Genomic DNA, 20,952 nt, shown 5'->3' with positions numbered 1-20,952 from the left:
CTCAGGCCGCGAATTCCACGATCATCGCGCCGGCGGCGATCACGGCCATCAGGACCGCCCGGCGCGCGCCAACCTTTTCGCCCAGGATCAGCCAACCCACAAGGGCGGCGAACACGGTCGAGGTCTCGCGCAGGACGGCGGCGCGCCCCACCTCGTCGATGCGGGTGGCGATCATGATGGACCCGAAGCTGGCAAAGGCCACCAGCGCGCCGATCACCCCGCGCCCCATCAGCGGCACCAGTTCGGACCGGGGCAGCGCGGCCAGGCGGCGCATGTTCCAGATCGGCATGAAGAACGCGTCCATCAGGAAGAACCAGGCCAGGAAGGTGAACGGGTTCTGCGCCAGCCGGATCCCCCACGCGTCGTAGGTGGTATAGAGCGCGACCGTCGCCCCCGTGACCAGCGCCCATCCAAGCGCGGGGACCAGAGTCTCGCGGCCGACCGTCACCTTGCGGTAGTTATGCGCCGCCAGCGCGAAAATCCCGCCCGTCAGCGCGGCCAGCCCCAGCCACTGCACCGCGTTGAAGCGTTCGTGGAACACCAGCATCGCCGCCAGCACCGCGAAGAAGGGCGCACTGCCCCGCACCACCGGATAGACGACGATATAGGCCCCCCGCTGATAGGTCTGCGCCTGCGCGACCTTGTAGACGATGTGGATCACGACCGCCCCCGCAAGCGCCAGCCACAGCGGGCCGTCGGGCCAGGGCACGACGAACAGCGCGATGGGCAGCGCCATCAGGCCATAGCAGATGTCGATGGCCGCGCGGCTGATCCAGGGGTCGTGCCGCCCCTTCTGCAACGCACCGAAGACGGCGTGCAGGAAGGCCGCCGAAAGCGCCAGCACCGAGGCCAGCGTCGCGCCCTGCTCGGTTCCGGCAATAGAGGTGATCCATTCTCCCATGCCGTTTCATGGCCGTGGATTGCACGACGTGCAAGACCCTATCGCTCAGTCCAGTCGCAGGGCCGCCAGGATCTTGCCCGGAAGGGCCTCGTTGCCCAGCATCCGCTGGACCAGCAGCGCATGGCGCGTGTCAGCGGGGAAATCGGCGTCGCGGATTTCCTCGGGGTGGACGGACAGGCGCAGGGGCGCGGCCCCGTCCCAACGCGACAGTAGCTCCATCTGCACGACGATGTTGGAATAGCGCACCGTCTTGCCGCGATTCTCGCCGGCGGTGACGTTCACCAGCCGCTCGGGCAGGTAACGCACCAGGACCACGTCCACCGCGCCGCCGATATCGGACAGGGGCATCAGCTCGATCGTCTCGCCCTGGTCGGTGGCCTCGCGGTCGACATTCAGCATCGCGGGGGCGAAGCGGTGCGCGTCGATCAGGCCCATCAGCTGCGCAGGGCTGGGCGCGACCGCGGTATCGGCCCCGTTCACGATGATCTGCGGGGTATAGACCGAACGCTCGCCCGCGCTGCGGGCATAGGCTTCCTGCCGCTCGGTGAATTCCGGGCTGGCAAAGCTGTCGGCCCAGCCGAGATAGTCCCAGTAATCCACGTGATAGGACAGTGGCAGGATCTCGGGGTCGTCGCCCAGGCGGTTCAGCATGTGATCCGCGGGCGGGCAGGACGAACACCCCTGAGAGGTGAACAGCTCGACCACGACGGGTTCGGCCTCGGTGTTCAGGCGCGCGGCGGGGGGCGGCGCCATGTCGGCCGAGAAGGCGTTGAACCCCTGCCCCGGCCTGTCCATCGGACCCGGCGCGGCCATGCGCCCCGGCTGGTCGGGTGCGGCGATGATCGGCGCCTGCGCGGCAGCGGGCAACCCGCCCAGGGACAGCAGGATTCCCGCCGCCATGCCGGCAAGCTGACATCCGCCCGTGATGTGTCTGTGCATATTCATGTCGCCATGGTGATAATGCCCCGCAGCACGATCCGCCAAATCAACGGTTCGTCAACCGCGATCCCGAAGGGCGCTGCGTGCCGGATCGGCAACAGGCTTGATTTCGGTATGCCGTCGCATACATTGAACCTTAACGCCCTTGCGACGCTTCGTTCTATCGGGCTAGCAAGGATGTGAGCCGGACCCATCCACATTCGCAGACAGGGAGGCCCTGATGCCTATTCAGACTGGAACCGATACGGCCAAGACGCGTCGCACGCTGACGGCGGGCGACCAGCAGGTCGACTACTACTCGATCGCGGCAGCAACCGAAGCCGGGCTGGGCGATTTCTCGAAACTGCCGGCGGCGCTCAAGGTGGTGCTGGAAAACATGCTCCGCTTCGAGGATGGCGGCCGCACGGTTTCGCTCGACGATATCAAGGCCTTCGCGGAATGGGCCGAAAAGGGCGGCAAGAACCCGCGAGAGATCGCCTATCGCCCAGCACGCGTGCTGATGCAGGACTTCACCGGCGTGCCGGCGGTGGTCGATCTGGCCGCGATGCGCGACGGGATCAACGCCCTGGGCGGCGATGCGCAGAAGATCAATCCGCTGAACCCGGTCGACCTGGTGATCGACCATTCCGTCATGATCGACGAGTTCGGCAATCCCCGCGCCTTCCAGCGCAATGTCGAACTGGAATACGAACGCAACATCGAACGCTATACCTTCCTGAAATGGGGCCAGAAGGCGTTCAACAATTTCCGCGTGGTCCCGCCCGGCACCGGCATCTGCCACCAGGTGAACCTGGAATACCTGGCCCAGACCGTCTGGACCGACACCGACCAGGACGGCCGCAACGTCGCCTATCCCGACACGCTGGTCGGCACCGACAGCCACACCACCATGGTCAACGGCCTTGCCGTTCTTGGCTGGGGCGTCGGCGGGATCGAGGCCGAGGCCGCGATGCTGGGTCAGCCCATCTCGATGCTGATCCCCGAGGTCGTCGGCTTCAAGATCACCGGCGCGCTGAAGGAAGGCGTGACGGCGACCGACCTCGTGCTGAAGGTGACGCAGATGCTGCGCGCGCACGGTGTGGTCAGCAAGTTCGTCGAATTCTATGGCGACGGGCTGTCGAACATGCCGCTGGCCGACCGTGCGACCATCGCGAACATGGCGCCGGAATACGGCGCGACCTGCGGCTTCTTCCCGATCGACCAGGAAACGCTGCGCTATCTTGAACAGACGGGCCGCGACAAGGACCGCATCGCGCTGGTCGAGGCCTATGCCAAGGAAAACGGCTTCTGGCGCGACGAGGCCTACGAGCCGGTCTATTCCTCGACGCTGCACCTGGATCTGGGCGATGTCGTCCCGGCCATCTCGGGGCCGAAGCGCCCGCAGGACCACACCCCGCTGGACGAGGCCGCCGATGCCTTCACCAAGCTGATCCGCGGCATCCGCTTCCCCGACGCCCCCGATGCCGAGGAAGAGAAATGGACCCGCGAGGGCGGCGCGCGCGAACCGGGCTATGTCCCCGGCGGACGCCACGAGGGCTTTGCCGAGGCCGAGGTCGAGGGCGAGGATTACAAGCTGCATGACGGCAGCATCGTGATCGCCTCGATCACCTCCTGCACCAACACCTCGAACCCCTATGTGATGATGGCCGCGGGCCTCGTGGCCCGCAAGGCGCGCGAGCTGGGCCTGAACCGCAAGCCCTGGGTCAAGACCTCGCTGGCGCCGGGGTCGCAGGTCGTCAGCGAGTATCTCGAGGCGGCGGGCCTGCAGGACGATCTGGACGCCATCGGCTTCGACCTTGTGGGTTACGGCTGCACCACCTGCATCGGCAATTCGGGGCCGCTCCAGCCCGAAATCTCGAAGGCGATCAACGACAACGACTTGGTGGCCGTGTCGGTCCTGTCGGGCAACCGCAACTTCGAGGGCCGGATCAGCCCGGACGTGCGCGCGAACTATCTGGCATCGCCGCCGCTGGTCGTGGCCTATGCGCTGGCGGGCGACATGAACATCGACCTGACGCGCGATCCGCTCGGGACCGACAAGGACGGGAACCCCGTCTATCTCAAGGATGTCTGGCCCAGCTCTCACGAAGTGTCCGAGATGGTCCACAGCGTGGTCACGCGCGAGATGTTCCAGTCGAAATACGCCGACGTCTTCAAGGGCGACGAGCGTTGGCAGGCCGTCGAGGTCACCGACAGCGAGACCTATGACTGGCCCGCAAGCTCGACCTATATCCAGAACCCGCCCTATTTCCAGGGCATGTCCAAGGATCCGGGCACGATCAGCGACATCAAGGGCGCGCGCGTCCTTGCGCTACTGGGCGACATGATCACGACCGACCACATCAGCCCCGCCGGTTCGTTCAAGCCGAACACCCCCGCAGGGCAGTACCTGACCGAGCGGCAGGTCGCACCGCGCGATTTCAACAGCTATGGCTCTCGTCGTGGCAACCACGAGATCATGATGCGCGGCACCTTCGCCAATATCCGCATCAGGAACGAGATGCTGGACGGGGTCGAGGGCGGCTTCTCGAAGGACGCCAAGGGCAACCAGGCGGCGATCTTCGACGCGGCCATGTCCTATGCCGAAAGCGACACCCCGCTGGTGGTGATCGGGGGCGCGGAATACGGTGCGGGCTCCAGCCGCGACTGGGCGGCCAAGGGCACGAACCTGCTGGGCATCAAGGCCGTCATCGCCGAGAGCTTCGAGCGCATCCACCGCTCGAACCTGGTCGGCATGGGCGTGATCCCGTTCGAGTTCACCGACGGCGACACGCGCCACACGCTGAACCTGACCGGCGACGAGCAGATCACCATCGAGGGGCTGGAGGGCGACTTCAAGCCGCTGGCGATGGTGCCCTGCACGATCAAGTATGCCGATGGCACCGAGAAGCGGATCCAGCTGAAGGCCCGCGTCGATACCGAGGTCGAGATCGACTATCTCAAGAACGGTGGCGTGCTGCATTACGTGCTGCGCAACCTCGCCGCAGCCTGATCTGCCGCCGATGCGAAAAAAGGCCCCCGGTTTCGCGACCGGGGGCCTTCTTCATGCGCGGCGTTCACCCGCCGATGGCGATGCCTTCGCGGCGCGGATCGGCCCCGCCCTGCAGCCCGTCGGGCGTGATGACGATCCCCTGCAGCCCCGAGGTCAGGTCGCCCTCGTTCAGCTCGAAGCCCATGCCGGTCAGCGCCTCGGTCAGGTCCGTGGGCAGGCCCGGTTCGACATCCATCGTCCCGAAACGGTTGAGGATGTTCGGGCTGGCCACCGCCTGCTGCACATCCATCCCCCAATCCAGATGGGCGACGATGGCCTTGGCGACATAGCCGATGATGCGGCTGCCGCCGGGCGATCCGATCACCATCGCGGGCGCACCGTCCTTCATCACGATGGTCGGCGCCATCGAGGACCGCGGACGCTTGCCCGGTGCCAGCGCGTTGGCGATGGGCCAGCCGTCGTCGTCATGGGTCGAGAAGCTGAAATCGGTCAGCTCGTTGTTCAGCAGGAAGCCGTTGGTCATGACGCGCGACCCGAAGCCGTTCTCGATGGTGGTGGTCATCGACAGGGCGTTGCCATCGCTGTCCACGATCGAGATATGCGTGGTCGAGGGCAGCTCGATCGCGTTGTCCTGCCCCCAGAGGCTGGCATGGCTCCAGCCCGGCTGGCCTGCCGACACCTCGGGCAGGGCATCGTCGCCCGCCAGCAATTCGGCGCGCTTGGCCAGATAGGCGGGGTCGATCAGCCCCTCGGTCGGCATGGCCACGAAATCGCTGTCGGCCATGAAGCGGCCACGATCCGCGAAGGCCAGCCGCGAGGCATCGCCGATCAGGCGCCAGCTCTCGGGGTTCTCGGCGCCAAGGGTCGCCATGTCCTGTCCCTCCAGCATGCCCAGGATCTGCCCGACCGTCAGCCCCCCGGACGAGGGCGGCCCCATCCCGCAGACGTCATGCGCGCGGTATTCCACGCAGACGGCCGGACGCTCGATCACGCGATAGGCCGACAGGTCGCCCGCGGCCAGCACGCCGGGATTGTCCGCAACCCCGGTGACGGCGGCAACGATGTCGCCCGCGATCGGCCCCTCGTAGAAGGCGTCGGCCCCGTCCATCGCCAGGGCCTGCAGCGTCGCGGCATAGGCCGGGTTCTTCAGCACCGACCCCGCCGCGACCGGCTGACCGCCCGGGAAGAAATAGGCATCGGTCGCGGGATGGCCGCGCAGGTCGTCGCCCTCGTCCGCGACGGCGCCCGCAAGGCGCGGGGACACGGTGAAGCCGTCATTCGCCAGCCGGATCGCGTCGTCGAACAGGCCCGACCAGTTTGCGCGACCCCATTTGCGATGCGCGACCTCCAGCAGGCGCGGAGTGCCGGGCGTGCCGACCGAACGTCCGCCGATCACGGCGTCCATGAAGCCCATCGGCTCTCCGTTCTCGTCCTGGAACAGCGTGGGCGTCGCGGCCATCGGCGCGGTCTCGCGCCCGTCCAGCGTTGTCACCTCGCCCGTCTGGGCATCGTACCACACGAGGAAAGCACCCCCGCCCAGCCCCGAGCTCTGGGGCTCGACAAGGCCCAGCACCGTCTGCACCGCGACCATCGCATCGGCGGCGGTTCCGCCGGCCTCGAGCACCTTCGCGCCTGCCTCGACCGCCAGCGGATGGGCTGCGGCGACCATCCAGTCCTGCCCCGCGACCGGGCGGCCCTCGGATTTGGCGGCCAGCGCGTCCTGCGCCGCCTGCCCCAGTTCACCGAAGCCATCGGCGATCACCTCGGTGCCGCTTGCGCCTTCGGGTGCCACGCCGTCGGCGGCCTGCTGGGCCCCCGCCATCGCCGCACTGCCCAGCAAGAATGCCAGCGTCAGACCCCTGTGCATCATCTTCCCCCTTCGCCCATGTCGAATGATGGGGGCAGTCTGACGCGGGTCCGGTCAGTCCGCAACCGACAGTTGTTGCTGGTCTTGTGCTTCCTGCAGGATCGGCAGGAAACGCCGCTCGAAATCGTCGCGGATCAGCGGACCGGCATGGCGATGCAGGATGCGCCCCTGCCCGTCGACGATGAAGGTCTCGGGCGGGGCGGTCACGCCCCAGTCGATGGCCCCGCGACCCTTCGGGTCGGTCGCGATCGCGGCGAAGGGATCGCCGTCCTCGGCCAGGAACTCCAGCGCGTCGTCCGGATCGTCCTTGAGGTCGATCCCATAGACCGGCAATTCCCCCGCAAGCTGCATCAGGGTCGGATGCTCGGCCCGGCAGGGCGGGCACCAGCTGGCCCAGAAGTTCACCAGCTTCACGCCCGGCTGGCGCAGCATGTCGTCGGTCAGCTGTTCCTTGCCCGGCAGGGTCGTCTGCGGCAGCGCGGGGGCCTCGCGGCCCTGGAACGCGGATGGCAGCTGGTCGTCGCGCCCCATCCCCCACAGGAACATCGCCGCCAGCCCGGCAAAAACCACGGGCGGGATCAGCACGACCGGAGAAATCCTAGCCATCGCGTTCCTGCCTTTCCAGATCGCGCCGTGCACGCGCATTCGCGGCGACGCTGTGCCAGATCAGCCCGCCCAGCAGCACCAGCGACACGCCATAGGCCCCGATCACGGCGCCCGCGTATTTTCCCAGATCGATCACGAACGAAGCTCCCTCGCCTGAAGGGCGGCCAGTCTGCGCCTGCGGATCTCGGTCCGGGTGCGGATCAGGATCAGCGCCAGCGACAGCGCGGCGAAGCCCAGCATCGCCAGGTACAGCGGATAGCGATAGACCGCCGACATCCGCTCGCCCGAGGCGACCGACAGCGACGCGCCTTGGTGCAGCCCCTGGTTCCAGAACAGCACGGCATATCGCGACAGCAGCGCGAAGACCGACCCGACAAGGCACAGGACGCCCGTCAGGTCGGCGGCGCTGTCGGGATCCTCGATCGCGGACCACAGCGCGACATAGCCCAGGTAGAACAGGAACAGGATCAGGAACGAGGTCAGCCGCGGATCCCATTCCCACCACGTCCCCCACATCGGCTGCCCCCAGATCGCGCCGGTGGCCAGTGCGATCAGCGTCATGACCGCACCGACCGGTGCCGCCGCCCGGGCCGCAAGCGCGCTGACATGGTGCCGCCGCACGATCCAGATCAACGAGGCCACGAGCATCATCACCCAGACGTTGATCGCCATCATCGCGGCGGGCACGTGCATGTACATGATCTTGACCGTCGATCCCTGCCGGTAATCGTCGGGCGTGAGGAAGCCCCAGACCACGCCGCCCACGGTCGCCGCGACCGCCACGGGCAGAAGCCAGGGCAGCATCGCGCCGGTGGTGCGCATGAACTTGGCGGGGTTGGCGTATTCCCAGATGGACATGGCTTTCCTTATCCCGATGCCGCGCGCAGGCTCAAGCGGTCATCGCAGGTTGACGCGCAGCGCGGCGGCGGCGGCAAAGGGGATCAGCGCAGCGCTGGCCAGCGTGATCCCCGCGATCAGCGCAAGGGGGGCCGCGACCGGCGCGCCTTCGGCACCGCGCCGCGTGATCTCGGCCCCGAAGATCAGCGTCGGGATGTACAGCGGCAGGACCAGCGCCGACATCAGCAGACCGCCGCGCCGCAGCCCCACGGTCAGCGCCGCCCCGAAGGCCCCCAGCACCGACAGCGCGGGCGTCCCCAGCAGCAGCGACAGGACCAGCCAGGGCATCGCCGCGAAGGGCAGCTGCAGCAGCAGCCCGAAGACCGGGGCCGCGATCACCAGCGGCAGGCCCGTCGTCAGCCAATGGGCCAGCGCCTTGATCGCGACGACCCCTTCCAGCGGCAGCGGCGATGTGACCAGCAGGTCCAGGCTGCCATCCTCGTGATCCAGCGCGAAGATGCGGTCCAGCGACAGCAGGCAGGCCAGAAGCGCACCGACCCACAGGATGCCCGGCGCGACCGCCGCCAGTCCGGCGCGATCAGGCCCGATGCCGAAGGGCACCAGCACCGTCAGGATCAGGAAGAAGCACAAGCCCAGCCCGAAACCCCCGCCCGCGCGGATCGCAAGGCACAGATCGCGCAGCAGAAGCGCCCTCATCCGAATGCCTCGTTGAAGCTGGAGGGGCGCGCGACCCTGCCCGGCCCCGCACGATGGGCGCGCAGGTCAAGCACCTTGGCGGGCAGGTCCAGTTCCAAATGGCTGGCGATGATGGCGATGCCGCCCTGCCCCAGATGCGCGCGCAGGACATCCGTGAAGCGCGCCACCGATCCGCGATCGAGCGAGACCGTAGGTTCGTCCAGCACCCAGATCGGGCGGCCCGTCACGGCCAGCCGCGCAAGGCCCAGGCGCCGCCGCTGCCCCGCCGACAGCCTTGCGGCGGGCCGCCCCGCCAGATCGGCAAGGTCGAACCGCGCCAGCACGCCCTGATCGCTGCCCCCGAAGACGCGCGCCCAGAAGGCAAGGTTCTCGGCCACGGTCAGGGTCGGTTTCACCGCATCGGCATGGGCGGCATAGGCGATGGAATCCTCGGGGGCCTCGATCGTGCCCGCAGCGGGTGGCTGCAGGCCCGCGATGGTGCGCAGCAGCGTCGTCTTGCCCGCACCGTTCGGCCCCTGCAGGATCAGTGCATCGCCCGCGCTCAGGTCCAGGTCCACCCCCTCGATCACGCGCAGCCCACCGCGGGCCACCGCCAGATCGCGGGCGCGCAGCCGGATCACAGCGGCAGAAGCGCGCAGGCCACGCGCCTGCCCTCGGACAGGGTCACGTTGTAGGTGCGCGCCGCCGTGGCCGAGGCCATCGCCTCGACCCGGATGTCCAGCGCCTTCAGTTCCTCGACCAGGTCGCGCGGGGCATAGGCGATCTCTGCCCCCATCCCCAGGAACAGCACGTCCACGCGGCCCGCAAGACCGCAAAGGGTGGCCCGGTCGTCCAGCCCACCCCATTCGCTTATCCGGTCGCCCTCGACCACGATGGCCCCGTGATGGACGTTCCCGGCCACGCGGAAGAATCCCGGCCCATAGCCGTCCACCGCGTTCTGACCGTCGAAATCCGTGGGGCTCAGCATGGATCAGACCTCCTCGGCGCCCTCGAAGGGCGAGACGTTCTTGCGCTTCTTGGGGTCCTTGGGATCGGACTTGTCCCAGTCGCGCTTGACGCCCAGCCACAGGACGAAGTTCTTCGCGACATAGATCGAGGAATAGGTCCCGATCAGGATGCCGAAGGTGATCGCGAAGACGAAGCCGCGGATCACGTCGCCGCCCAGCACCAGAAGCGCGATCAGCGCCAGAAGCGTCGTCCCCGAGGTCATGACCGTCCGCGACAGCGTCTCGTTGACCGACAGGTTCATCAGGTCGCGCAGGGGCTTGGTCTTGTACTTCATCAGGTTTTCGCGAAGCCGGTCGAAGACGACGACGGTGTCGTTGATCGAATAGCCCACGATGGTCAGAAGCGCCGCGATGGTGGTCAGGTCGAAGCGGATCTGGAACAGCGCGAAGATGCCCATGGTGATCAGCACGTCATGCACCAGCGAGATGATCGCCCCGATCGAGAACTGCCATTCGAAGCGCAGCCAGATATAGATCGAGATGCCGACCAGCGCCGCCAGCACCGCATAGATCGCGGTGTTGATCAGTTCGCCCGACACCTTGGGACCGACCGATTCCACCGATGCGAACTCGATCGAGGGGTCGACCTGCTGAAGGACGCCGCGCACCTCCTCGATGGTGGCGGGGGTCACGGCCTCGGCCCCGTCCTGGGCACCGATGCGGACCTGCGCCACGTTGCGTTCGGGACCGAAGCTGGGGTCGAAGACCTGCGTGATGGCCACATCGCCCAGGTCCAGCGGCTGGATCGCGTCGCGATAGGCGCCGACATCGACAGGCTGGACGGCCTCGGTCCGGATGGTCGTGCCACCGCGGAAGTCGATGCCGAAATTCAGCCCGTTCAGGAACAGCACCACCACCGATGCCAGCATCAGGATGGCCGAGAACCCGAAGGTCACGAACTGCCAGCGGAAAAAGTCGATCTTGGTCTCGTCGGGGACCAGTTTCAGACGGAATGCCATGTCAGACCTCGATCTTCTTCGGGCGGGCGCGTTCGAACCACATCACGGTGATCAGCCGCGTCACATAAAGCGCGGTGAAGACCGAGGTGACGATCCCGATGGTCAGCGTCACGGCAAAGCCCTTGACCGGGCCGGAGCCCAGCACGAACAGGATGCCCGCGACGATCAGCGTGGTGATGTTGGCGTCCACGATGGCCGACATGGCCTTCTCGTAGCCGGCCTCGATGGCGCGGGCGGGGCCGCGGGCGGTCTTCAGTTCCTCGCGGATGCGTTCGAAGACCAGCACGTTGGCATCGACCGCCATGCCGATGGTCAGCACGATCCCCGCGATGCCCGGCAGCGTCAGCGTCGCGCCGATGGCCGACAGGATCGCGAACAGCAGCACCATGTTGAAGGCCAGCGCGACGGTCGCGAAGACGCCGAACATGCCATAGCTGCCGATCATCAGCGCGACGACCAGCACGAAGCCGACGCCCGCCGCGACCTTGCCCGCGTCGATGCTGTCCTGCCCCAGTTCGGGACCGACGGTCCGTTCCTCGAGGAAGGTCATCTCGGCCGGCAAGGCGCCCGCGCGCAGCAGGATCGCCAGCTGGTTCGCCTGGTCGAAATCCATCGAGCCCGAGATCTGTCCCGAACCGGTGGTGATCGCCTGGCGGATGACCGGGGCCGAGATGACCTCGTTGTCCAGAACGATGGCGAAGGGCTGGCCGACATTGGCCGAGGTATAGGACCCGAAGGCGCGCGCGCCGGTCGGGTTGAAGCGGAAGTTGACCGAGGGCAGCCCGTTCTGGTCGGTGGCGGGCAGCGCATCGACCAGGTCCTCGCCCGTGACGACGGGCGTGCTGTCGAGGATGTAGTACACCCCCTCCTGGTCGATCGAGGGCGCGACGGTCTGGCCGACGCCCGGCTGGGCATCCGCATCGCCGGTCGTTCCCACGACGGGGTTGAAAGTCAGCTGGGCGGTGGTGCCGATCAGCTCCTTCAACTCGGCGGCCGAGCCGATGCCCGGCACCTGGATCAGCACGCGATCGGTGCCCTGGCGCATGATCGTGGGTTCACGCGTGCCGACCTCGTCGACGCGGCGGCGCACGATCTCCAGCGTCTGCTGGATGGTGCGGTCGTCGGTCACGGCCTTCTCGGCATCCGACAGCGCGATCGACAGGGTCGCGCCGCTGCCGGTGATGTCCAGCGTCTGCTGGCCCGCGCCGGTCAGCGTCGTCACCGGGTCCGAGAATTCGCGCGCGATCTCGACCGCGCGGGCGATCTGGTCGGGATTGCCGATCTCGACGCGCAGCTCGCCCTCGGGGGCATCCACGCGGCGGATCGCGCCGACCGTCTCGCGGTCCTCGGCCAGGGCGCGGCGAAGCTCGGGCCACAGCGCGTCCATGCGCGACTTGTAGACCTGGTCCACCTGGACCTCGCCCAGCAGGTGGGCGCCGCCCCGAAGGTCCAGCCCCAGATTGACCAGCCCCGCCGGCAGCCAGGACGGCCATGCGTCCCGCGCCGCCAGCAGCTCGGGCGTTTCCACGCCGCTGGCCTCGATCTGGGCAGCGGCGTCGTTATGCGCCTCGACGCGGGCATAGAAGGCGTTGGGCAGCGCATAGAGCAGCCCGAGAAGGCAGATCCCGAGAATCAGGATGCGCTTCCAGCGGTCGATCTGAAGCATCTGGCTTGCGCCCCCTCAGCTGTTCGCGGCGACGGGTTCGGTCTTGCCTAGAACCTGCGCCACGGTGCTGCGGACGATGCGGATGCGCACGCCCTGCGCGATCTCGACCTCGACCTCGTCGTCGCGGACGGTCGCGACCTTGCCGATGACGCCGCCCTGGGTGATGACCTGATCGCCCTTCTTGAGGTTCGCGACCATCTCGCGGTGCTGCTTGGCGCGCTTCTGCTGCGGGCGGATCATCAGGAAGTACATGATCGCGAAGATCAGGATCAGCGGGATGAACTGCGCGAACGCGTTACCTGCGCCGGCACCTGCGGCCTGGGCGTAAGCGGGGGTCACGAACATCGGTATTCCTTTCGCAAGAAGGCCCCGGCGAAAAGGCGGGGCCATGTCTGGGTCGGCACGGACCCTAGCCGCGCCGACCGCCATTGGCAAGAAAGCGCCCCGCCCCCGAAGGGCGGGGAAACGTCAATTTGAGCGGCGCGTCAGGCGGCGGGCTGGGCGCGTTCGACCAGCCGCGCGAAGAAGCTGGCGCCGACGGGGGCGACCTCGTCGTTGAAATCGTAATCGGGGCTGTGCAGGCCCGCCGTGTCCCCCTGCCCCATGAACAGGTAGCAGCCCGGCAGCTCGTTCAGCATGTAGCTGAAATCCTCGGCCCCCATCTCGCGTCCGCCCTGGTCGCTGACGGCAGCCTCGCCCGCGATCTCTCGGGCGACGGCGGTCGCGAAATCGGTCTGGGCGGGGTCATTCACCGTCGCCGGATAGCCCTGGACATAGTCCAGATCCACGCTGAGGTCATAGGCCGTGGCCTGCCCCTCGCAGATCTGGCGGATGCGGCGGGCGACCATCTCGCGGACATGGGGGGCGAAGGTGCGGACCGTGCCGTTGATATAGGCGCTGTCGGGGACGATGTTCTCGGCGCTGCCCGCATGGATCTGCGTGACCGAGATCGCAAGATCGTCCAGCGAGTAATGGTTGCGGCTGGAGATGGTCTGGATGCCGCTGACGATGGCCACGGCCGCGACGATGGGATCGACCGTCAGATGCGGCATCGCCCCGTGCCCGCCCTGCCCCTTCACGTTGATCTCGAACGTGTCGACGGCGGCCATGATTGGACCGGGGGTGGTGACGAAGCTGCCCGGCGCCTGGCCGGGATTGTTGTGCATGGCGAAGACGCGCGTGATGCCGAAGCGTTCGATGATGCCTTCCTGCACCATGATGTCGGCGCCGCCGCCATCCTCCTCGGCGGGCTGGAAGATCAGCGCCACGCGCCCCGCGAAGTTCCGCGTCTCGGCCAGGTAGCGCGCGGCGCCCAGCAGCATCGTCGCATGGCCGTCATGCCCGCAGGCATGCATCCGCCCCGGCACGGTCGAGGCCCATTCCGCGCCCGTCGCCTCGTGGATGGGCAGCGCGTCGATATCGGCGCGCAACCCGATGGTCGGACCCTCGGCCCGCCCCTCGATGATGGCGACGATGCCGCTGCGGGCGATGCCCTCGTGCAGTTCGTCCACGCCGAATTCGCGCAGGCGGTCGGCGATGAAGGCCGCCGTTCCGTGGCAGTCGAAGCCCAGTTCGGGATTGCGGTGCAGGTGGCGGCGCCATGCCGTCATGTCGTCGGTGAAATCGGCGATGCGGTTGATCACGGGCATGTGGACAGGCGTCCTTCCTTGTGGCAGTCGAAACGCACCTTCCTGTTGCGCAAGGGGATTTGCAATGCCCGACGACCGTTCCGAACGCCGCGATCCGGCGGCCGAGATCACCCGCCTCATCGGCATCATGTCCGACCTTCGCGATCCGCAGACGGGCTGCCCCTGGGACATCGAACAGGATTTCGCGACCATCGCCCCCTATACCATCGAGGAGGCCCACGAGGTCGAGGACGCGATCGAGCGCGAGGCATGGGACGAACTGCCGGGCGAGCTGGGCGACCTGCTGCTGCAGGTGGTGTTCCACGCGCAGATGGCATCCGAGAAGGGGATGTTCGACTTTGCCGATTGCGCGGCCTCGATCAGCGACAAGCTGGTCTTCCGCCATCCCCATGTCTTCGGCGACGAATCCCGCGACAAGTCCGCCGAACAGCAGGTCAAGGACTGGGAGGCGATCAAGGCGGTCGAACGCGCGGGCAAAGCCGAACGCGGCACGCTGGACGGGGTCGCCCTGGGCCTTCCCGCGCTGACCCGCGCGATCAAGCTGCAGAACCGCGCCGCGCGTGTGGGCTTCGACTGGCCCGAGATCGGCGGCGTCACCGACAAGATCACCGAAGAGGTCGCGGAACTGGTCGAGGCCCGCGACACCCTGGGCCAGGATCAGGTCGAGGAGGAGTTCGGCGACCTGATGTTCGTGATGGCGAACCTTGCGCGCCACCTGAAGGTCGATCCTGAACAGGCCCTGCGCCGCGCGAACGCCAAGTTCACCCGCCGCTTCGCCGCCATCGAGGAGGCGCTGGCCCGCGACGGTCGCCGCCCCGAGGACAGCGACCTGGCCGAGATGGACCGTCTGTGGGATGCGGCCAAGCGGGCCGAGAGGGCCTAGGCCGCCTCGGTCACGGCGGCCAGCGCGGCGTCGTAATCGTCCAGCGTGCCGCGCGACGAGGCCTCGGACAGGATGCGCTTCCAGCCGCGTGCGCCCGCTCGACCGTGGAACAGGCCCAGCATGTGGCGCGTGATCTGGTGCATCTTGCCGCCCGCCGACAGATGCGCCCCGATCCGGTCGCGCATGGCGACGGCCACCTCGGACGGATCGGCGAAGGGCGGCGTGTCGCCCCACAGCGTATCGGCCTGCCCCATGATGTTCCACGGCTCGTGATAGGCAGCGCGCCCGACCATCACCCCGTCCATCACGTCCAGATGCGTGCGCACCTGATCCAGCGACGCGATCCCGCCATTGATCGACAGGTGCATCTGCGGGAAGCGCGCCTTCATGGAGTGGGCCAGCGGATAGTCGAGGGGCGGAACCTCGCGGTTCTCCTTGGGCGAGAGGCCCTGCAGCCAAGCCTTGCGGGCATGGATGGACATGCGTGCGACGCCCGCATCGGCCATGCGCGCGACGAAGGCGGGCAGCACCTCGGACGCTTCCTGGTCGTCCACACCGATGCGGCATTTCACCGTCACCTCGACCGGGCTTGCGGCCTGCATCGCCTGCACGCAGCGGGCCACGAGGTCGGGATCCTTCATCAGCACCGCACCGAAGCAGCCCGACTGGACCCGGTCGCTCGGGCAGCCGACATTCAGGTTGATCTCGTCATAGCCCCAATCGGCGGCGATGCGGGTCGCCTCGGACAGCTCGTCGGGGTCGGAGCCGCCAAGCTGCAGGGCCAGCGGATGCTCGGCCGCGTCGAAGTCCAGCAGGCGCGGACGGTCGCCGTGGATCACCGCCGGTGCCGTCACCATCTCGGTATAGAGCAGCGCGTTGCGCGACATCAGCCGGTGGAAGAACCGGCATTCGCGGTCCGTCCAGTCCATCATAGGTGCAATGCTAAGCTTGGCAGAGTCCCAAATAACTGTATTCATTTGATTTTCTACCATTTAGACCGCCAGATAGAGCTTCAACTTCATGTATGATCTTGCATGTTTTTGCGTATGACTGCATCATGTATGACAAGGAAATCATACTCGCCCGATGGAGTCATATGCTTGGCAACAATAGCCGAACGCAAGCGCAAGAACGGCACAATAAGCTACTTGGTGCAGATCATCAAACGCCGCTACGGACACAAGGAGTCTAGGACGTTCGACAGTCGGCGGGCTGCCGAGGCATGGGCCAAGAAACGTGAGAAAGAGATACAGGAGGACATTGACGCGGGACGCCCCATCGTCAGTCAGAAGATAGCGCAGAAGACCCTAGGTGATGCCATAGACCTGTATATCGCGGAAAGCCATCAGCAGATTGGCAAGACCAAAACGCAGGTTCTGCGAACAATCCAAAAGGACTACGGCCCCGACATCGCGAACGTTCGGTGCGACCTGATCACGTCCAAGACCATCGTTGACTTCGCCAAGAAGCTGCATGACCGCGACGGGGTAACTTCAGCCTCTACCGTCCTGAACTACCTGTCTCACCTGTCTTCCATCTTTGCTATCGCCAGACCGGCGTGGAATCTGCCGCTTGACGAAAAGGCGATGAAGGATGCCATGACTGCCTGCAAAAAGATGGGTTACACGAAGAAATCAAAGTCTCGGACCCGCAGACCATCAATTGATGAAGTAAACCGATTGATGGAATACTTCCTCGAAAAGCGAATTACCCGCCCCAATCAAAACCCGATGCACAAGATCATTGCATTCGCGCTGTTTTCGACAAGGCGACAGGAAGAAATCACTCGCCTACAATGGTCAGACTATGACCCTAACCACAAAAGCATTCTTGTTCGAGATATGAAGCATCCGGGCGAAAAGATCGGCAATGATGTGTTTGTAGATTTGCCTGATCCTTGCTGTGTCATCATCAATACCATGCCGAAGACAGGGACATACATCTTCCCTTACGGCGTAGATGCCATTTCCGCAGCATTCACTCGCGCTTGCAAATTCCTTGAAATCAGCGATCTGCGTTTTCATGACCTGCGGCATGAAGGGATCAGCCGACTGATAGAGATGGGCTATTCCATTCCCCATGCCGCAAAGGTTTCCGGTCACAAGTCCTGGCAATCGTTGCAGCGATACTCTCACATTAATAAGACAGGCGACAAATGGGAGAACTGGCAGTGGATTGAAAAGCTAAAGGATCCATACCTCGACAAGAAGGCATTGAAGAGAACGCTGACAAAATCCGTAATTAATCCTACTCCGCAGAAATAAAAAATTTTCATGGCAGTTCACTAAACACTCAACAGTTTTCGTGTAGAGGCTACGCTTCATTCGTCCGCCCAATTCCAAGCGTCTTGTAATCGCTTCGCTGTCAATAACCCTTTTTAGGAAAATATAACCTGCATGGCTCCACCGCCCATAACATGATCTTCGTTCGGGCCAAGGCGATAATTTATGTCGATGGATTTGCTGGCCCTCTCTACAGGAAGTTTAGCTTTAAGAACCACCCGCCCATCGGCTCTGACGCGATCCCTGGAGGAGTTTGGAGGCTATAATATAATTATCTTTATAGTATAAGCGTAGACTCAATCAATTTACCGGCCCCGACCAATAAATTTGATAATAAAAACTGGGCAGCGCATATCCTATTACAGGAATATGCTATCTTAAAAACATGCCCATGTGTATTTAATAAGATTTACAGTTAATAAAAACCAATTTAATCTTCATGGTGACGTAATTTCGAAAATTTAGTTCGCGGCCTATCATTTAATTATTTATCAGAGATTCTAATAGATGATTTTTGGATAAAACATTGGAAAAATGCATTTTCTAGAAATGCAATTAACTGGCCCTCTGCCCTTGTTAGTAGCGACGGCAGGAGGCTAGGTATCTGTCTTATTTTCGAGTGTCATACGAGCAACAGTCGTGGCAGATCAACACTTCCCTCGTAGACTGAAGGTGGAGTGACCGTATAATAATACATGTTTAGGAAGTATCTAATGCAGCCCTTCTATCGACGCCGGTCACAGTTTTCGTGATCGCAGACTGAGGCTGGATGGGAGAGCCGCTTTCGAAACCTTGTATTGAGAAAGGCTAAATTTTGCGTCCTATCCTTGAAGCTGGGAACAAGGCCCTCAGCGCCCTAACGTCAGTTGGTGAAATCTGTGCAATTGGAGCACTTGCTTGGGCCTTCTTTTTTCCCGAAGACGCCGCCAAGAAAGTGGCAGAATTTCAGAACAAGGTTGAGGCCGCTCAAGCCGAAATGCTGGGGAAGTTAGAAGAGGGCAACAAGATCGCCGAGGCGATAGCAGCAAGCAATCGCGCTATCGAAGTTAGCAACCGGGCTATCGAAGCGAGCAGCCGTGCTCTTGAGGCAAGCAACGAAGCCATCGTTGCTAGCACACAGATCATAGCACGCGAAACCGCTGCTCAAACTCCGATTCTACAAAGCACAGAGAACAACACCGCAGTAGCGGCAAATGAGGCACTCAGGTTGTCCGCTGTAGCACAGGGATTGAAGGTCGGTGCGTTCATGATGAGCGACATCGATGGAAGCTATGATTTCGGGGCAGGAATAGGAAACTCAAGCACTAGCAGCCTTGCAGATGTGCAACTTGAGATCCTTACAAGTCAGGGCAACCGCATATTCTCCAGCAACTTTGGCATGGTCAATCGCGGGGATGAATCGCTAGTCGAAGGCACGCTCGATACGACCGATATCGATCCATCTGATCTACTATCCTTGAGTGTTTGTATTCGCGGTCTGCCAGAGGGAGAAAGCGAGTTCTTGTATGTGCAGGCTAAGATAGAACCAACCCAGCCCGCTAAACTCATGGAAGCAGGAGCAACTGATAACGTCTTTGTCGAGTGGGTTTCAGTTGGCCTTCCGACTGTATCTGAGGCTCCGAGTTCTAACTGCATATAATAAATTCCGAACACGGGTAAGCCGTCTGGTGCTCAGAGATTCTTTCACCTAAGAACTTTGATGACGGCACCCGTGGCAACTATCTCCGCCTTAACTATGTAGGAGGCCGCGCTCCTTCACCTCAGGCACTAGCCCGAAGAACATTGTAGACGCTTGCTCGGCTGATCCCGAGGCGCCGGGCGATCTCAGTTGCTCCAACCCCTTCTTTGGATAACTCGGACACTTGATCCGCTTTGCGCCGTGCAGTGGGAGCGCGAACCTTATACTTTCCATCAGCTTTAGCCTTAGCGATTCCTTCACGTTGGCGCTCCAGCATGATGTCTCTCTCGAATTCTGCGACGCCGCCCAAAACGTTGATCATGAGCCGTCCCGTGGGGGTGTTCGTGTCAATCCCCATCCCTAGGATATTAAGCGCCGCACCCTTCGCAGAAATGCGTTTCAGCAAGTCGTGCATGTGGGGGACAGAGCGGGCCAGCCGATCCAGCTTCGTTACTATAAGGGTGTCGCCTTCTCGGAGAAAATCTAGCGCAGCGGTTAGTTGTTCCCCCTTGACCGCGTCGACTGACGAGATTTGCTCTCGGAATATCTTTTCGCAACCTGCGGAGAGAAGATCACGTTCCTGGGCTTCAATGCCCGCGAGTTGTTCGAGAGTGGAAGTGCGAGCATAACCTACAAGCAAGGGAATGGGCCTCATTTGTCTAGCAAGATTCTTAGATTATCTTAGACCTTTGTCTAAAAAATTCAAGTGCATTCTAATTGGACAGTAATGGTTGTCCCGGTGGATGTTCAACATGGGCACGCCCTAGATAAGCAAGACACGGGGGAAACCTGGATAGACTCGTTGACCCAGGCCAGCGAACCTTCCATCTTCCTGATGTTTTCGAAAATTGGTTTGCCCATGGACCATCATTATACCCTGTTCATTGATGAGGCGGGTGACGACAAGGTTAAACACCTTAAGCCTTCCGTGGTGGACGGGAACTCGGAGTGGCTGTGTCTGGGCGGGTATCTGATCCGCGCGGAGGCAGAACCCGATTTGGATCGTCGCAGAGATGAAATCTTACGATCCATAGGGGGGCAACCGGGCGGGGTTCTGCACTTCCAGAAGCTACACCCGAAGAACCGGGTGAAGGCTACACAAACGCTGGCAACAAGAACCAATTCAGCACGCGGCTTTGTCGTGTGTTCCTGCAAGCGAACAATGTTGAACCACCACAATGCCCGTGCCGCCGCCGTCACAAGCAATCAGCGCGACTACCTATACAACTGGGTCGTACGCCTGTTGTTGGAAAGAGTGACTGCCTACGTCGCCAACCACGCCCAGCGCCACGGGATTAAAAAGCCGGTCTTGCGCATCGTCATGGCGAGCCGTCGGGGGCACCACTTCGGGCAGTTCAAAGCCTACGTGCAGCAACTGATCAATCAGGCGACAGCAGGCACCACTTATCTGTCCACCCGGCAGATTGTTGCGGAGGTGCTTCGTTACAACCTGATCGAACTCGCCCATGCCCCTACCCAGCCAGGCCTACAATTGGCCGATGTGCTGGTCAGCGCCTTTTTCCAGTCTATCGAACAAGCCTCGCCTCATCACGCCGATAAAGTGGCTATGCACCTGCGCCCACTCATGGCGGAACGCAGGACAGCCAGCGGACGCCAGACACGGCGTGATGGTGAGGGAGTGACGTTCTTTCCTGACCGGCGGGCCGTGCATCTGCTGACCGCCGACCAGACTAAGTTCTTCGAACATTTCGGCTATGACATGGGATGGCTGAAATCACGCAAGGCCCAGAAGCACAAGCAACATCTCACTCAAGCCCAGCGCATGTGGTCGCGCGAGGCATAGACGTTTCGGCTTGCCGGGACGGAAGAGGAAATGATCTAGGGTCAGGACCCATTAATCGGGTTGCGACCACCTTGCCGGCGTGATTCATGCTCCCGAACTGATGGGGGCATGATGAGCAATCTTTTCTGGCTGAGCGATGAGCAGATGGCGCGGTTGCGGCCGTTC

20 protein-coding genes are annotated in these 20,952 nt (G+C 63.6%); 5 read left to right on the top strand and 15 right to left on the bottom strand.

From position 1 onward, the window contains the following. Position 1: 1 nt before the first annotated feature. Both QMZ16_RS09040 and QMZ16_RS09035 read right to left on the bottom strand, forming a co-directional pair. Positions 2-901, bottom strand: coding sequence for a DMT family transporter (locus QMZ16_RS09040; protein WP_282602995.1), 900 nt, complete (start codon positions 899-901; stop codon positions 2-4). 45 nt (positions 902-946) lie between these two features. After that, a complete protein-coding gene (locus QMZ16_RS09035) occupies positions 947-1,846 on the bottom strand; it encodes a DUF1223 domain-containing protein (RefSeq protein ID WP_282602994.1) in 900 nt (299 codons plus the stop codon). A gap of 214 nt (positions 1,847-2,060) precedes the next feature. Here QMZ16_RS09035 and acnA point away from each other — a divergent pair, with 214 nt between their 5' ends. Continuing rightward, positions 2,061-4,832, top strand: coding sequence for an aconitate hydratase AcnA (gene acnA, locus QMZ16_RS09030; RefSeq protein WP_282602993.1), 2,772 nt, complete (start codon positions 2,061-2,063; stop codon positions 4,830-4,832). 64 nt (positions 4,833-4,896) lie between these two features. Here the strand turns inward: acnA and ggt are convergent, their stop codons facing one another. The 11 genes from ggt to QMZ16_RS08975 form a co-directional block, all read right to left on the bottom strand. Then, on the bottom strand, positions 4,897-6,699 hold the full coding sequence (gene ggt / locus QMZ16_RS09025) for a gamma-glutamyltransferase (RefSeq protein ID WP_282603085.1): 1,803 nt from the start codon (positions 6,697-6,699) through the stop codon (positions 4,897-4,899). Positions 6,700-6,753: 54 nt separating this feature from the next. Next, positions 6,754-7,305, bottom strand: coding sequence for a DsbE family thiol:disulfide interchange protein (locus QMZ16_RS09020; protein ID WP_282602992.1), 552 nt, complete (start codon positions 7,303-7,305; stop codon positions 6,754-6,756). After that, complete coding sequence (gene ccmD, locus QMZ16_RS09015) at positions 7,298-7,441, bottom strand: heme exporter protein CcmD (protein WP_022708136.1); 144 nt, start codon at positions 7,439-7,441, stop codon at positions 7,298-7,300. Before ccmD ends, QMZ16_RS09020 begins: the two co-directional genes overlap by 8 nt. Beyond that, positions 7,438-8,163, bottom strand: coding sequence for a heme ABC transporter permease (locus tag QMZ16_RS09010; protein WP_282602991.1), 726 nt, complete (start codon positions 8,161-8,163; stop codon positions 7,438-7,440). The genes ccmD and QMZ16_RS09010 overlap by 4 nt, the downstream gene beginning before the upstream one ends. A 39-nt stretch (positions 8,164-8,202) precedes the next feature. Beyond that, positions 8,203-8,859, bottom strand: coding sequence for a heme exporter protein CcmB (gene ccmB, locus QMZ16_RS09005; protein ID WP_282602990.1), 657 nt, complete (start codon positions 8,857-8,859; stop codon positions 8,203-8,205). Further along, complete coding sequence (gene ccmA / locus QMZ16_RS09000) at positions 8,856-9,476, bottom strand: heme ABC exporter ATP-binding protein CcmA (RefSeq protein WP_282603084.1); 621 nt, start codon at positions 9,474-9,476, stop codon at positions 8,856-8,858. The genes ccmB and ccmA overlap by 4 nt, the downstream gene beginning before the upstream one ends. Next, positions 9,476-9,826, bottom strand: coding sequence for an Mth938-like domain-containing protein (locus tag QMZ16_RS08995; RefSeq protein ID WP_282602989.1), 351 nt, complete (start codon positions 9,824-9,826; stop codon positions 9,476-9,478). Before QMZ16_RS08995 ends, ccmA begins: the two co-directional genes overlap by 1 nt. A gap of 3 nt (positions 9,827-9,829) precedes the next feature. Then, a complete protein-coding gene (gene secF, locus QMZ16_RS08990; protein ID WP_282602988.1) occupies positions 9,830-10,825 on the bottom strand; it encodes a protein translocase subunit SecF in 996 nt (331 codons plus the stop codon). A gap of 1 nt (position 10,826) precedes the next feature. After that, positions 10,827-12,491: a protein translocase subunit SecD gene (gene secD, locus QMZ16_RS08985; RefSeq protein WP_282602987.1), complete on the bottom strand. Its 1,665-nt coding sequence runs from the start codon at positions 12,489-12,491 to the stop codon at positions 10,827-10,829. A gap of 15 nt (positions 12,492-12,506) precedes the next feature. Next, a complete protein-coding gene (gene yajC / locus QMZ16_RS08980; protein ID WP_022708129.1) occupies positions 12,507-12,836 on the bottom strand; it encodes a preprotein translocase subunit YajC in 330 nt (109 codons plus the stop codon). 140 nt (positions 12,837-12,976) lie between these two features. Next, positions 12,977-14,140, bottom strand: coding sequence for a M20 aminoacylase family protein (locus QMZ16_RS08975; RefSeq protein WP_282602986.1), 1,164 nt, complete (start codon positions 14,138-14,140; stop codon positions 12,977-12,979). Between the two features lie 64 nt (positions 14,141-14,204). Here QMZ16_RS08975 and mazG point away from each other — a divergent pair, with 64 nt between their 5' ends. Continuing rightward, positions 14,205-15,023 carry a nucleoside triphosphate pyrophosphohydrolase gene (mazG, locus tag QMZ16_RS08970; RefSeq protein ID WP_282602985.1) on the top strand — a complete coding sequence of 273 codons (819 nt, stop codon included), beginning with the start codon at positions 14,205-14,207 and terminating at the stop codon, positions 15,021-15,023. On the opposite strand, the gene dusA is transcribed toward mazG, so the two are convergent. Then, positions 15,020-16,015: a tRNA dihydrouridine(20/20a) synthase DusA gene (gene dusA / locus QMZ16_RS08965; protein ID WP_282602984.1), complete on the bottom strand. Its 996-nt coding sequence runs from the start codon at positions 16,013-16,015 to the stop codon at positions 15,020-15,022. The two genes, mazG and dusA, sit on opposite strands and share 4 nt — an antisense overlap. A gap of 108 nt (positions 16,016-16,123) precedes the next feature. On the opposite strand from dusA, the gene QMZ16_RS08960 reads away from it, so the two are divergent. Beyond that, positions 16,124-17,287 (top strand): site-specific integrase, encoded by a 1,164-nt coding sequence (locus tag QMZ16_RS08960; RefSeq protein WP_282602983.1) that lies wholly within the window; start codon positions 16,124-16,126, stop codon positions 17,285-17,287. 832 nt (positions 17,288-18,119) lie between these two features. After that, complete coding sequence (locus QMZ16_RS08955; RefSeq protein WP_282602982.1) at positions 18,120-18,944, top strand: hypothetical protein; 825 nt, start codon at positions 18,120-18,122, stop codon at positions 18,942-18,944. A 121-nt stretch (positions 18,945-19,065) separates the two neighbouring features. Here QMZ16_RS08955 and QMZ16_RS08950 read toward each other — a convergent pair whose 3' ends face one another. Then, a complete protein-coding gene (locus QMZ16_RS08950; RefSeq protein WP_282602981.1) occupies positions 19,066-19,623 on the bottom strand; it encodes a recombinase family protein in 558 nt (185 codons plus the stop codon). Positions 19,624-19,785: 162 nt separating this feature from the next. On the opposite strand from QMZ16_RS08950, the gene QMZ16_RS08945 reads away from it, so the two are divergent. Further along, complete coding sequence (locus QMZ16_RS08945) at positions 19,786-20,787, top strand: DUF3800 domain-containing protein (RefSeq protein WP_282602980.1); 1,002 nt, start codon at positions 19,786-19,788, stop codon at positions 20,785-20,787. Positions 20,788-20,952 lie beyond the last annotated feature (165 nt).

This window comes from Paracoccus sp. PARArs4 (assembly GCF_947311865.1).
Lineage (GTDB): Bacteria > Pseudomonadota > Alphaproteobacteria > Rhodobacterales > Rhodobacteraceae > Paracoccus > Paracoccus zeaxanthinifaciens.
The sequence above is the reverse complement of the archived record's forward strand: the minus strand, read 5'-3'. Positions and strand labels throughout refer to the sequence as shown.